This window comes from Amycolatopsis sp. A1MSW2902, assembly GCF_017312175.1.
Taxonomy (GTDB): Bacteria; Actinomycetota; Actinomycetes; order Mycobacteriales; family Pseudonocardiaceae; genus Amycolatopsis; species Amycolatopsis nivea.
On record NZ_QJPO01000001.1, the window covers coordinates 1,728,643 to 1,741,796 of the forward strand.

Below are 13,154 nucleotides of genomic sequence, written 5' to 3' on the forward strand. Positions count from 1 at the left end.
CGCTGGACTACACCAATCGAATATCCTCGCCGAAGACACGGGGAGGGACGATGCCCGTACCGGGTTTTGCCGTACCGCGGCGGGAATTCGTGCGGACGCTGCTGCACCGCGGCAGCCCGCCGGAGCGGCCGGACGCAGGCGGGGACCTCGCCGAGGTCGGCGACGCGACACTGGCGCGCGCCGCGCGGTACTGGGTCGTCGTCCCGGTCGCCTACCGGATCGCCGCGTTCGTGAAGGTGTTCATCGGCTTCGCCGCGGCCAACGGCAGCACCGGGTTGTTCCCGGTGCTGCCCGCGGCCGTGCTGGGCGTCGCCGCGAACGCCGGGTTCCTGTGGTGGCTGCTGCGCTCCGGCGGCCTGCCCGCGCGGCGCACGCGGCGGGTGCTCACCGTCGACCTCGCCGCGGGGCTGGCGCTGAACCTGCTGATCGCGGTGCTGGCCCCGGACGCGGTGCAGCCGTTCGCGATCGACGTCACCTGGACGTGGCTGGTCGGCTCGGTCGCGATGTGGGCCGGGACGTCCGGGCTGCCCGCGGCCGTGCTGCTGCTCGCCGCGGCGGTGCCGGTGCGCGTCCTGCTGACCGTGGCGGGCGGGCTGCGGCTGGACGATCCGCTCGCGATCAGCCGGTCGATCGGCTGCCTGGTCGCGCTGGCGGTGTCGATCGTGGTGGCGTGCGGGATCCTGGTGCTGCTGGGCGTCGGCACCCGGTTCGCCCTGGACATCGGCCTGCGCCGCGGCCAGGAGGCCGAACGCAGGCGCACTCAGCGGCTGCTGCACGACAGCGTGCTGCAGACCCTGGAAGCGCTCGCCATCGCCCCGTCCGACGACGCCGACCACGCCGCCGAACGGCTGGCCCAGCTGCGCTCGGTCGCGCACGCCGAGGCGGCCGAACTCCGCCGGAGCATCACCGAGCCCATTGAACCGCGCAAGGGGCGCAGCTTCGTGGTCGAACTGGCCGACGTCGCCGCCGAGATGGCCCGCGAAGGCCTCCGCACCCAGCTCGTAGCCGCCGACTTCGCCGACGACGACCGCCTTTCCGCTGACCGGCGCACGGCGATGTGCGAAGCGGTGCGAGAAGCCCTGCGCAACACGGTGAAACACGCCGGGACGAGCCGCGTCGTACTCCGGGTGGAGGAACGCGACGGCGGGACCGCAGTGGTCGCGCGGGACCAGGGCCGCGGCTTCGACGTGCGCGAACGGGGTCCGGGGTTCGGCATCCAGCAGTCGATCGAAGCCCGGCTGGCGGAGGTCGGAGGCACCGGACGGGTGGAATCGACGCCCGGCAACGGGACCCGGGTCACGCTGTGGGTGCCGCACTGACGCGGCGGATTCTACCCCGCTTCCGGGGAAGCGTTGCGCTTTCCGGAGCGGCCTGCTCCATTTGCTGAATATTCAATTCAGCTCGCTCGCTTGGTGTCGCCAATTGCGGACAAACACCCTGCCGCGCATGCACCCCGTTCGTAGGTTCACATTCCCGCTCCGCGACGCTGATAATGGACGGTCCTGCACCTTCGGGCCAAGCAGCGGGAGCGCCTGCATGGACACGCCGGACGAGGCACGCACGAATCGGATCGAGCGGAATCGCCGGATGCTGGAATCCTGGCGGGCCGGCGCGTCGATCACCGAGATCGCCAGGGAGCACGGCCTGTCCCTGAGCTGGACCGGACGGCTGCTGCGGCAGGAAGGCGCGGTGCTGCCGGAAATCCGCCAGGGCGTGCGCCGCGAACTCGACGTGCCGAGGATAGTCCGGGAATACGAATCCGGCTCGACCATCCAGAGCATCGCGGACGCGCATCAGGCGTCCTATGGCACGATCCGTCGCTTGCTGCTGCGGGAAAAGGTGACGATCCGCCCGCATGGCGGCCAGAACGCTCTCGATCGGCGCAAGCCCGATACCCCAGGTCACTGATCCTTCCCCCTCGGGGGTGGGTGATTCCTGACGCTTTTCATTTCATTCGCCATCCGGACCCGGTAAGGAGGAATAATGGGGGGTGTGGAATGACTGAAGCGCGGCCAGGGGCGGTGACGTCCGACAGACCGGTGCGGGCGCCGGTCCAGCTCCCGCCAGCGCCGTCCGTACTGCTCGGCCGCAACGCGGAACTGGACCGGCTGGACGAAATCCGGCTCCGCTCCGACCCCGCCCCGTCCGTCGTCGTGCTCACCGGAGTCGGCGGGATCGGCAAAACGGCCCTCGCCCTGCACTGGCTGCACACCCACCGCGCCCAGTTCCCCGACGGCATCCTCTGCGCGCGATTTTCCGCGGAGGGCACCGAAACCGCGGAATCCGCGAGCGGCGTACTGCACGGTTTCCTTGCCGCGCTGGGCATTCCCGCCGACGACATCCCGGCCTCGCTCGCCCAGCGGGCCGCCGAATTCCGTGCGGTCACCGCGGATCGCCGGTTCGCCGTGCTGCTCGACGACGTCGTGCACAGCGCCGACGCCCGCGCCGTGCTGCCGTCCAGCGCGCACGCGTTCGTGCTCGTCACCAGCCGGTCGCAGCTGACCAGTCTCGCGTTGGACGGCGCGGAAATCCTTCCGCTGAGCCCGCTTCCGGACAGACCGGCCCGCGAGGTGCTCGTCCGCCGGGCCGGGCAGCGGCAGATCAGCCAGGAGGACGCGGAAAACCTGCTGACCGCGTGCGCCGGTCTTCCGCTGGCCCTCACCATCACCGGAGCGAGGCTGCGCGTCCGGCCAAGACGCAACCCGCATCAGGAAGCCCGCCGTGGACGTGCTCGACGCCTAGGCGGTTCTACTGATCTGGCAACGGTTTTCGACGCCTCGTACGCCGCGCTCGACGACTCGGCGGCCCGGCTCTACCGAACCTGCGGCATCCTGCCCGGCCCGCATCATGCCGTCGACGCGCTCGCTGACACGCTGCAGAGCTCGCCCGCCCACCTGGACGACGCCGTCGACGAGCTGATCGAAGCCAACCTCCTCCACGAGTTGGAGGACGAAACCGTCGCACAGCACGACGTCGTCCGCCACGACGCCCGCGTACGCGCCGAACGCCAGGACGCCGAGGCCGACCGGCACTATCTCGTCCGCCGCTACATCCGCTGGTACCGCGACCAGACCGTCACCGCGAGCGCGCTCATCCACCCGTTCCGCCCGACCTTCGCGGCCGAAACCGTTGCGGCGACGGCATCTTTCGCCGACCGCGACCAGGCGGTGACCTGGTGGCGCCGCGACCGTCCGGTCATCAACGCCGTCGCGAAAGCCGCCACGGCACACGGGTGGGACGAGGAACTGTGGCAACTCGCCGAAGCGTCGTGGGGATTCTTCCTGCACTACCGGGATTACGAACCGTTTCTGGACCTGTGCACGGCGGGGATCGAGGCGGCTCGGCGATGTCAGCTGCCGCTGGTGGAAGCCCGGATGCACAGCCAGGCCGGTTTTGTCTGCGACCAGCTCGGCCACTACGACGAAGCCGCCGCGCACAATGCCGTGACTCTCGAGATCGGCGAACGAGAGCAGCACGGCCCGACCCAGGCCTCCGCGCTGGCGCGGCTCGCCAGGAACGCGCGAAGACAGCAAGATTGGGAAGGCGCGCTTGAACTGTACGAGCGCAGCGCCCGAAAACACGCCGAGGTCGGCCTTCCCCGCGGCGTCGGCCAGGCACGCTATCGGCGTGGCGAAGTCCTGATCAAGCTAGGACGCGACGAGGAAGCACTGCGCGAACTGGCCGAAGCCACCGCCATCCTTGCCGAAGAAGGCGACGACATCCAGCACGCACGCGCGGTCATCCCGCTCGCCGCGGTCCACGCCCGGCGAGGCGACTACCGCCGGGCGCGCACCGAACTCCTGAAGGCACTCGAAGGCGTCACACGCCTCCAGTCACCGCATTTCCAGGCCGAGGTCCTCACCGCGCTCGCCGACCTCGAACGCGGTCACGGCGACGAGGCAAGCGCCCAGCGCCATCTCGACGAGGCCCGCCGCCTCAGCGGGGATTCCGCCGAGCCGCCGCACTGACCACGCCACGCCGCCCGGCCAGCAGACCGCCGCCGCGATCGCTCCCGGCCACTCCACCCGCAGGTCGTCAGCCTCGCTTCTCGTCGCGGCCCGAGTGCTGCGCCGGACCACGACGTCCGCCTCGGCCGAGCACCGCGGCCCGGCGCGATCGACATCGGCGACCAGCACCGGCAGCGCGCGACGCCCCGGCAACGCGAGCCGCACGCGCGCGACGCCGGCGGTCACGCGTCCCACCCGGGCAGCGGCCGGGGCATCGCGGGCAACGGCGGATACGCCAGCGTGGCCGGTTCGGACAACTCCAGCAGGCGGTACATCGCCGACCGCAAGATCCCCGCCGAACAGTCGAGCCTCGTGCTCGCGACCGGAAGCACCTCTGCGGCCAGCCGCGGAGCCACCGCGATCGCGGCTTCTTCCTGGGCTTCGAGCGGCGCGTCCAGGTCCAGCGGCTTCGCGTGCGCCCGCACAACGTCCGCGACGCTCCCGGCCTGCGGCCGCCCGTCCGGCAGCGACGCGAGCGTCACCGGCTTGCCGATGGCCGCCGCGTAGCCCGTGGTCGAGCCGTGGTCGCCGATCACCCAGTCAGCCGCAATCATCGTCGCCTGCCATCCCTGCTCGGGCGGGATCACCCGCAGCCCGCGGCATCCGGCGAGCCAGGCCGCGACCTGACGCCGCCCGTGCACCGCCCAGACGTTTGGATGCAACACCGCCGCCACCGCGTAACGGTCGTCCGGCAGCGCGTTCGCGATCGCTTCGTACATCTTCGGGACGCGGCCGAACGCCGAGTCAGTGAACCAGGTCGAACTCAGCACCACCAGCCGCCGCGAGCCGACGCCCAGCGCGCGCCGGTATCGCTCCCGGTGCCCGCTCGCCGCCCGCATCCCGTCCAGGCAGATATCCCCGGCCACGACAGCCGCGGGCACCGCCTCCGGACACCGCTCGCGCAGTACTTCCACCTCCGCCTCAGTACCGAGGCCGAGCACCGACGGAAGCACTCGCCCGCGAAACGTGAGCAACTCCCGGTCCAGCTCGGTCGTTTCGAACGTCGCACCGCCTGCCTTCCGGCTGAACCGACGGCCGGGGACCTGCCCGACACCGTGTCCGATCAGCATCAGCGGTCCGCGCACCTGGTCGAGATTCCGGTGACTCGCCGCCAGCACCAGATCGAACCGGTGCGCCACCGCCTGCTCCCACGGCAGCAGGAGCCCGTGCTGCGCCCGCACGTACTCCTCGACCCCGGCCCATCGGTCGGTGCTGTGCGGCACGGTGAACATCACCTGCACCCGCAAGTCCCGTTCGAGCAGCGAGAGCAGTTCGACCAGCCGCGTCCCCGCCGTCACGGTCGGAACGACCGCCAGCACGGTCCGGCACCCCGGCCGCGTCACCCGCGACGCGGCGTCGAGACCGATCGGACCGCGTACCCACACGTCGTGCGCCATCTTCATCCCCTCCGTCCGGAAACCGACGAACCGAGGCTGCGGCGCGGTCCTGACCGGGGACTTCCCGCCGCTGGACACAAAGCGGACCGAAACCGGACAAGACAATTCCCTGGATGATCCTTATCCCGAAAGCGGTCGCCGATCGTGCGGATCAATGCGAAACTAGGCAATCGACGAGGGAGGGGCGTCGAATGGACTTCGCCTACGGAATTCTCGGGCAGACTGCGGTGCGGATGCACGGGAAGATGAGCGAGCAGTGGGGCCAGCGGCAAACCCGGAATATTCTCGGAATCCTGCTCACCCGGCCGGGCCAGCGTTTTTCCCAGGACACCCTCATCTCGTGGCTCTGGGACGACGACCTGCCCGGAAACCCGCAAGAAGCCCTGTACAAGGCGGTGCACCGGCTGCGTCCCGCCCTCGAAGAAGCGGACGTGCACGCCACGGTCGCACGGTCCGGCGACGGTTACCTGATCGACCTCGACGAGGGCCTGGTGGATGTCGCGGTCTTTCGGAAAACAATGTGGAAAGCACACGCCGCGGCGAGTTCCGGCGATCATGAAGCGGCTTACGAATCAGCCGAAGCCGCTCTTTCCTTATGGCGTGATGAACCGCTGCCGGAGCTCCGCACCGAACGCGCGGACAATTGGCGCGAGGACCGAATAAAGTCCATGTTGCTTCCCGCGCGAGAATTCCTGACGAGCCAATTGCTGACGCTCGGCCGTCCCGACGAGGCCGCCGGGCGGATGCAGGATCTGGCCCCCGAACACGCCAGCCGCCTGGCTTTCGTCAAGCTCCAGCTCCAGATCTACTACGCGCTCGGGCAGTCCGAGCAGGCCCAGGCCCACTACCTCGACGCGCACCGGCGATTCCACGACGCCGCCGACGACACCGCCACGGCCATGCTGCGCGCCTTCCACGACGAGCTCCGCGACCGCCACGAAAACCCGCCGGTCACCCCGGTACGCCGAGCCGCGCCTCCGACCCATCCGCTCCCCCGCGACCTCCGCGGGTTCATCAGCCGCACCCGCGCTCTGGACACGCTGGACCAGTGGCTCCGCCCCGGCTCGCCGACCCGCTCGCCCGCCGTCGTGCTCAGCGGCCCGCCCGGAATCGGAAAGACGAGCCTCGCCGTCCACTGGGCACACCGCGCCGCGGACTGGTTCCCCGGCGGGACGATCTACCTCGACCTGCACGGCTTCGGCCCGGCACCGCGCCTCGAACCGACCGACATCGTCGACCGGCTCCTGCAGGAACTCAACTACCCCTTCGACCACGTGGTAGACGCGACCGCCCGCGCCGCAGTGCTGCGTCAGCAGCTCACCGACCGGTCCATCCTGGTCATCCTTGACGACGCGGAGAACTCCGGACACGTCGACCAGCTGCTGAACGTGCTGTCCGAATGCTCGGTGATCATCACTTCGCGACGCAGGCTCGGCGCACTCACCCGGCGACACGAACTCGCCGCCCTCAGCCTCGACCGCCTCGACGACCGCGATTCCCTGGAACTGTTCGTCCGCCGCCTGAACGGCCGAGGCGAACGAGAACCCGACGCGGCCCGCCGAATCGCCCACCTCTGCGACGGCTTGCCGCTCGCGCTCACCTTGATTGCCGAGAGCGCCGCTCGCCGCCCGGGGTTGAGTCTCAGCACTATGCTCGACCAGCTGCGCGATCCGGAGATGCTGCTGAGCATCGGCGATGACGGCGACGACCAGAGCCTGCGCGCCGTGTTCTCCTCGTCGTATCGCATGCTGGAGCCTCGGAGCCAGGCCGTTTTCCGGCTCTTCGGCCACCACCCCGGTGCGGAAATCCACGTCGACACTTTGCTGTCCGCGACCGGCCTCCCCGCCGCGGAAACCCGGCGAGCGCTCGAAACCTTGGTCGCGTTGCACTTGATCGACCAACCCGGCGACACGGACCGCTACCGGATTGTCTCGATCTTCCACCGGTACGCGCGAACGCTCAGCGATCAAGACCACGACTCGCGGCCCTTGCGGCGCTTACTGTCGCATTACTACAGCACCGCGTACCACGCGCATCGGATGGCAAACCCGTATCGCGACCGCCCGCCGCGGCTTGATCCCGAACCCGGCATCCGTCCGACGCAGTTCACGACTCCGGAAGCCGCGAAGCGATGGTTTTTGCGAGAGAGAACAAATACGATCGCGCTCGCCGCAGTGGCTGAGCAGCATCATTACTTCGAAATAGCGTACATGCTGCCGCATCTCCTTGCGGATACCCTTGACAGGTATGGATTTTATGACGAAATGAGCACTGGGTTCAGCATTGCCGCACGGGCCGCGCGAGCGAACAACAATTCGCACGCGGAAGCCTCGAGCCTGAATGATCTCGGCGAGCTCAACCTCACGCTCAGCAACCACAAAGCGGCCGAGCACGCGCTGACCCAAGCGTTGGAACTCGCCACCGCCGACGGATCGCCCATCGGGGTGTTGACAATCAACATCAACTTCGCTCAGTTGTACCGGCACACCGGACGCCCCGCGGAGGCGATCGCTCTCTTCCGCCGCTGCATCACGCACGCGCAGCGCAACGGCGACGTGGTCCGCGAGGCGAAGGCCGAGCAGTACCTCGGCGAAACCCTCGCCGAACTCGACCAGCACGAGAAAGCCCTGCCGCACTACCACCGCGCGCTCCACCTGCGGGCGCTCACCGGCGACACCGCAGGTCAAGCGACGACCTACACGACACTCGCGGAACTCCATCTCCGAGAGGAACAATTCGCGGTCGCCCACCGGCATTGCCAGCTGGCGCATGCCCAGATCGCCGGCGATCTCACTGCGACGATGCGGCTGCGCACTGTGGAGGCCCGGCTCGCCGCAGCCGAACGGGACGACCGCGCCGCGCTGCGGTTGTCCCAGGAAGCGGTAGAACTCGCCGAACGTGCCCACAACGCGACCGGTCAGGCCCGAGCCTTGGAAGCGTTCGCCGAAATTCTTTACTCACGCGGAAATCATGAAGACGCTGTCGACGCGTGGCGGCGCGCTGCCGCCTTTTACCGGGGTCGTGGCAAGGACGCCAAGGCCGACCGCGTCGAACAACAGCTGGCCGCGGCCGGGAATCCCCATGCGATTCCGCAGGCCAGGGACGGAGAACGCACTGTCGCCATTCCTGCGCCGCGCCGGTCCACCATCACGAATGGGTGAATCACTTCTAGCTACTAGATGAATGCCCGATCCTGCGAGAGGATTCGCCCCGCCGGGTTGTCATCAAGTGCAGACACCACTCTCGGTAGAGTCGCTGGCTCCGGGTTTCGTTCCGCACGATAGCTTGGCGCTGCAAGATCCATGTTACCGGCCGGGAGCCCGGCCAGTCTCGCTTTTAGGAGCCATTGTTGATGCACTTCGCCTCGTCCTACGCCGAGTACGCCCCGTGGATCGCGACCGCCGCGGCAGCGATTTCGGCGTGGTGGCGTTGCTGATTCACCGCTAAATCCGGCGTTGGCGTTGCCGCTACTACGATTTCCGCAGCCGCAACGCCAGCGCCGGACAAGCCGCGGCCGCCCGTCGAGCCTCGGCTAGCAGCGATTCGGGTACCGATTCCCCGCGTACTACCGGGTAACCCCATTCGTCCACTGTGATCAGTTCCGGCAGGACGTCCGCGCACAAACCGTGTGCGCGGCAGGCGATCGGGTCCACGGTCAGGCGGTTCATGCCGCACCTGCCATCATCCGGCACGAGCCGATCGTGAGGTGTGCGCGGACGTCGGTGGCGAAGACTCGTAGTGCGCTCGCTGCCAGGCGAACGGCTCCATCCGGGTGGGCGCACGCGCCGCGTCCGCTGAGGAGTGGGAGGCGGCAGGCCAGGCGGCCGGTTGCGTCCTTTCCGGACAGCAGGTCGGTGAAATCCGCGGCGATGGCCGGTAATCCGAACATGCACGGGCCGCATTGGCGGGCCGATTCTCCAGCCAGGGCAAAGAGAATATTCCGAGTCAGCTCCAGGCCGCAGTTCGGTTCCGGGAGCAGGTGCAGCGAGGACAATCCCGGTTCGCGGCCGAGCGGCAACGGGTCGGCCAAGGCGCGAGGCATCCAGGTTCCGCCGTAGCCGCCAATCAGGATTGCTTGTGCGGCAACGGATCCGCCGGCGCGGGCGAGGATTGCGGAAATCGGCGTGTCGGCCGGGACTTCCAGCACGCCGGGGCGGGCGACGGCTCCGGTGACGGTGACCAGGTCTGTGTGGACAGAGCGGTCCGCGCCGGTGCGGGCGACGATTGCGAAGCGGGCCAGGGTTTCGACATTCTGGACTAGCGTCGGGCGTCCGCGCAGGCCGCGTTCAGTGGGGCGGGGGGATTTGCCGGTCGGACGGGCGTCGCCGGTGGCCAGGAAATGCACTAGCGCGGTTTCTTCGCTGGCGACGTATCGGGGCGGGACTGCGACGACCTTCACCGGAACTGCGTCGCGACGTTCGGCTAGAGCCGCCATTACGCTTCGGTTTTCTCCGTGCAGGCAAAGGTAAGCCTCGGTAGCACCGACGGCTCGAGCGGCGACCTGGATACCGTCCAGTACCAAGTGTGGCGCAAGCTCCATAAGCGCGCGATCTTTGCTGCTGAAGGGATCGCTCTCACATCCGTTAGCGACCACAATGGACCGTCCTGGTGCGACGGAGCGCAGTTTTGCCGCGGCGGGGAAGCCAGCGCCGCCTCGGCCGCGGATACCGGCGGCGTCGATTGCGTGGATCAAGGCGTCGCGGTCCAAAGTGGGGAGTCCACCATGGACGGACAGGTGGGCGGCAAGATTGTTACGGTGCAACGGAAGTAGCACGAGTCACCTCTGGAGGGGAGAGAGGCGGCGGGCCTCGGTGTCGGGGCTGGTGCTGCCGAACCGCACGCTCGCGGCGGCCAAAACGGCTATCAGGCACACGATGTCGAGCGCGATGAGCAGCGGGCGGGCGCTGTCGGAAGCGATTAGGCCGACGCTGTGCGCGAGCGCGACTGGCCAGCACAGGTAGGCGAGCCAGTGCACGGCGCGCCACAACCGCGGCGCGATACGAGTCCGCAGGAGACTCGTCACGACGATGGCGAGCAGCAGATCCACTGCTACCGCGCCGATGCCGATCCAGAACGGTTCGTAGCCCGAGACGAACGGGACGACAACGGAAAGCCAGCTGAGGTCGACATAGCCGTCGACGACCGCGAAGACGATGTGTGCACCCAAAAAGACGAGGCTGGCCAGGGCGAGGTTTCGGTGCAGGTCGGCGAGGGCGAAGCGGGGCCAGCGCCGGGTCGCGAATCGTCCGGAGTTGAGGAAACCGAGCACCACCACGGCCGTCGAGAACACGAGCGAGACAATTCCGGTGGCACGGCTGAAGTACCAGAGCGCGGAACTCACGACGCACGCTCCCGGCGATCCTCCGGCCAACCGGAGGTAGTCCGGACGGCGCCACGCGAACTCACCAGTCGCGCGGGCAGCCCACGCGACCTCAGCCAGTCCAACGCGGCAACGCCCAGCACGACCGATGCCGTGCTCGCGGTGTTGGCGTCCACACAGGACTGTGCCGCTACCGACACCGTCCGCCAGCACGGATCCGCCGATTCGCCGGTGCGCGGGTCGATGATGTGGTGCACCACGCGACCGCCGCGTCGCCAGGTCCGCCGGGCCACGCCGGAGGTCGCCAGGCCGCCGCTGGTGAGCGTGATCGTCGTGTCCGGGTGGGCGGCCGAGTCGGTGTGGTCGTCGCCGATCGCTATCTTCCACCCGCCTGTCGGAACGGGGCCCGCGACCGCGATGTCGCCGCCGAGGTTCACCAGCACACCGCAGCCGGTGCGGCGGGCGATTTCGGCGGCGGTCCGGTCCGCGGCAAACGCTTTCGCGGTCGCGCCCAGGTCCAGCATCACGCCGCGCGGCAGCACGACGATCCGGCGGGCCGGTTCGAACAGCACCCAATGCGAACCCGGCGCGGGGACCGGCGCCGCGGCGGGACCGTCGGTGATCTCGGCGAAATCCCGGTCGTAACCGAGTGCCGCCATCGACCCGCCCACCGTCGGATCGACCAAGCCGCCGCTCAGCCACGCGGCCCGCAACGCAGCTGACAGCGCGTCGGCCAGCAGTGGGCTCACCGCCACTTCCCGGCCCGCGGCGCGGTGGAGAGCCGAAATTTCCGAATCCGCCCGGAATCGGCTGCATGCCCGATCGAGTTCGGCGAGCCGCGTCCGCAGCAGCTCAGTCGCCGGGCCGAGCGCGGCCTCCTCGGTGACGAGCACCCGCGCGGTCGTGCCGAGCGCGGGAAACGCCGCCGAGTACGGCCCGGTCACGACGCACCCGAGCCGGTGTGCGCGTGCCCGGAGCCGGATCCGGGATCCTGCGCGGGCGCCTGCAACTGGTCCTGGTCCGAGGTGCTCGACCCAGTCCCGCTGTCGGTCGAGGTGGTGCTGCTGGTCGAACCGGCCGCCGTCAGCCCGTAGCCGATCCCGCCTGCCGCCGCGACTCCGAGCACCGCCGCGACCGCCGTGACCAGCGCGGTCCGGTGCCGGACGCGTGCCCGTTCCGCTTGCCTTCTCGTGATGTCCGGGTCCATGCCGGGTGTCCTCTCCGGTGGTGGGAACACCCAGTCTCAGCCGCGAATCTATGAGCCCGCTGGGAGCGACCTGTCAGTTTGCTGCCAGTCACTACACTCCGCGCATGAGCACGGTCCTCGCGTGGGCGACGCTGGCGGTGTGGGCCGGGCTCGCGTTGTGCCACAGCTGGTTCTGGCGCACCGACCAGCGACTGCCCGAGCCGGTCCGGCCGGAACGCTGGCCGTCCGTCGCCATCGTGGTGCCAGCCCGCGATGAGGCCGAACTGCTTCCAGAAACCCTGCCCACGCTGCTCCGCCAGAGCTATCCCGGCGACGCGCGAGTGATTCTCGTAGACGACGGCAGCAGCGACGGCACCGCGGAAGTCGCCCGCGCGCTGACTGTCCCCAATGGACTCCCGCTCACCGTCACCAGCCCCGGCGAACCACCGGACGGCTGGACCGGGAAATTCTGGGCCGTCGCACACGGCGTCCGCGAGGCAGGAGACGTCGACTTCCTCCTCCTGACCGACGCCGACATCGCACACGCTCCCGATTCGCTGGAAACTCTCGTCGCGACCAGCGGCCGGGATCTGGTGTCGCAAATGGCCGTTCTGCGCACCGCGACGTTCTGGGAGCGGCTGATCGTGCCCGCTTTCGTCTACTTCTTCGCGATGCTCTACCCCTTCCGCCGCGTGAACTCCGCGCGCTGGCGCACCGCCGCCGCGGCCGGCGGTTGCGTCCTCGTCCGCCGCTCAGTGCTCGAACGCGCCGGCGGAATCGCCGCGATCCGCGGTGCGGTCATCGACGACGTCGCACTCGCCCGTGCCGTCGCGTCCGCGGGCGGCCGGATTTGGCTGGGTTACGCGACGAAGGTCTGGAGCGTCCGGCCGTACCCGCGGCTCGCAGACCTGTGGCAGATGGTCGCCCGCAGCGCCTACACCCAGCTCCGGCATTCGCCGCTGCTGCTGGCCGGGACGGTCGTCGGGATGATCGCCGTTTTCCTCGCCCCGCCTGCGCTCGCCCTGACCGGCTCGTGGCAGGCCGCCCTCGCGTGGCTGCTGATGGCGGCGACGTTCGTCCCCGTCGCCCGGTACTACCGGCAGCCGCTGGTCGCGGGGCTGTTGCTGCCGTTCACTGCGGCGCTGTACACGCTTATGACGATCGACTCCGCCCGTCGCCGGACTGGGTGGAAGGGCCGGACTTACTGAACACTGTCGCGCTCATCAACGGATATGGCATCCTCA

11 protein-coding genes are annotated in these 13,154 nt (G+C 69.1%); 5 read left to right on the forward strand and 6 right to left on the reverse strand.

Annotated features, from left to right (window positions below):
* The first annotated feature begins 50 nt into the window (after positions 1-50).
* From DMP23_RS08010 to DMP23_RS08020, 3 genes are all read left to right on the forward strand, one after another.
* Positions 51-1,319, forward strand: a complete 1,269-nt coding sequence (locus DMP23_RS08010) for a sensor histidine kinase (protein WP_037810497.1) — start codon at positions 51-53, stop codon at positions 1,317-1,319.
* Positions 1,320-1,536: 217 nt separating this feature from the next.
* On the forward strand, positions 1,537-1,908 hold the full coding sequence (locus DMP23_RS08015) for a helix-turn-helix domain-containing protein (protein ID WP_337820633.1): 372 nt from the start codon (positions 1,537-1,539) through the stop codon (positions 1,906-1,908).
* A 113-nt stretch (positions 1,909-2,021) separates the two neighbouring features.
* Positions 2,022-3,968 (forward strand): NB-ARC domain-containing protein, encoded by a 1,947-nt coding sequence (locus DMP23_RS08020; RefSeq protein WP_337820634.1) that lies wholly within the window; start codon positions 2,022-2,024, stop codon positions 3,966-3,968.
* Positions 3,969-4,189: 221 nt separating this feature from the next.
* Here the strand turns inward: DMP23_RS08020 and DMP23_RS08025 are convergent, their stop codons facing one another.
* Positions 4,190-5,404, reverse strand: a complete 1,215-nt coding sequence (locus DMP23_RS08025) for a hypothetical protein (protein ID WP_337820635.1) — start codon at positions 5,402-5,404, stop codon at positions 4,190-4,192.
* A gap of 191 nt (positions 5,405-5,595) precedes the next feature.
* On the opposite strand from DMP23_RS08025, the gene DMP23_RS08030 reads away from it, so the two are divergent.
* Positions 5,596-8,565: an AfsR/SARP family transcriptional regulator gene (locus tag DMP23_RS08030; protein WP_337820636.1), complete on the forward strand. Its 2,970-nt coding sequence runs from the start codon at positions 5,596-5,598 to the stop codon at positions 8,563-8,565.
* 309 nt (positions 8,566-8,874) lie between these two features.
* Here the strand turns inward: DMP23_RS08030 and DMP23_RS08035 are convergent, their stop codons facing one another.
* The 5 genes from DMP23_RS08035 to DMP23_RS08055 form a co-directional block, all read right to left on the reverse strand.
* Positions 8,875-9,072, reverse strand: a complete 198-nt coding sequence (locus DMP23_RS08035; protein WP_037810504.1) for a ferredoxin — start codon at positions 9,070-9,072, stop codon at positions 8,875-8,877.
* Positions 9,069-10,112: an NADH-ubiquinone oxidoreductase-F iron-sulfur binding region domain-containing protein gene (locus tag DMP23_RS08040; RefSeq protein ID WP_337820637.1), complete on the reverse strand. Its 1,044-nt coding sequence runs from the start codon at positions 10,110-10,112 to the stop codon at positions 9,069-9,071. Before DMP23_RS08040 ends, DMP23_RS08035 begins: the two co-directional genes overlap by 4 nt.
* A 69-nt stretch (positions 10,113-10,181) precedes the next feature.
* Entirely contained in the window at positions 10,182-10,745 is a 564-nt protein-coding gene (locus tag DMP23_RS08045; RefSeq protein WP_337820638.1) for a ferric reductase-like transmembrane domain-containing protein, read from the reverse strand.
* On the reverse strand, positions 10,742-11,668 hold the full coding sequence (locus tag DMP23_RS08050) for an FAD:protein FMN transferase (protein WP_337820639.1): 927 nt from the start codon (positions 11,666-11,668) through the stop codon (positions 10,742-10,744). The genes DMP23_RS08045 and DMP23_RS08050 overlap by 4 nt, the downstream gene beginning before the upstream one ends.
* A complete protein-coding gene (locus DMP23_RS08055) occupies positions 11,665-11,931 on the reverse strand; it encodes a hypothetical protein (RefSeq protein WP_134665026.1) in 267 nt (88 codons plus the stop codon). The genes DMP23_RS08050 and DMP23_RS08055 overlap by 4 nt, the downstream gene beginning before the upstream one ends.
* 104 nt (positions 11,932-12,035) lie before the next feature.
* Here DMP23_RS08055 and DMP23_RS08060 point away from each other — a divergent pair, with 104 nt between their 5' ends.
* Positions 12,036-13,118, forward strand: a complete 1,083-nt coding sequence (locus DMP23_RS08060) for a glycosyltransferase (RefSeq protein ID WP_337820640.1) — start codon at positions 12,036-12,038, stop codon at positions 13,116-13,118.
* Positions 13,119-13,154: the final 36 nt, after the last annotated feature.

Excerpts from the sequence above, each read along its gene's own strand:
- DMP23_RS08010 (WP_037810497.1), top strand. The coding sequence starts at position 51 with ATGCCCGTACCGGGTTTTGCCGTACCGCGGCGGGAATTCGTGCGGACG.
- DMP23_RS08015 (WP_337820633.1), top strand. The coding sequence starts at position 1,537 with ATGGACACGCCGGACGAGGCACGCACGAATCGGATCGAGCGGAATCGC.
- DMP23_RS08025 (WP_337820635.1), bottom strand. The coding sequence starts at position 5,404 with ATGGCGCACGACGTGTGGGTACGCGGTCCGATCGGTCTCGACGCCGCG.
- DMP23_RS08030 (WP_337820636.1), top strand. The coding sequence starts at position 5,596 with ATGGACTTCGCCTACGGAATTCTCGGGCAGACTGCGGTGCGGATGCAC.
- DMP23_RS08035 (WP_037810504.1), bottom strand. The coding sequence starts at position 9,072 with ATGAACCGCCTGACCGTGGACCCGATCGCCTGCCGCGCACACGGTTTG.
- DMP23_RS08055 (WP_134665026.1), bottom strand. The coding sequence starts at position 11,931 with ATGGACCCGGACATCACGAGAAGGCAAGCGGAACGGGCACGCGTCCGG.
- DMP23_RS08060 (WP_337820640.1), top strand. The coding sequence starts at position 12,036 with ATGAGCACGGTCCTCGCGTGGGCGACGCTGGCGGTGTGGGCCGGGCTC.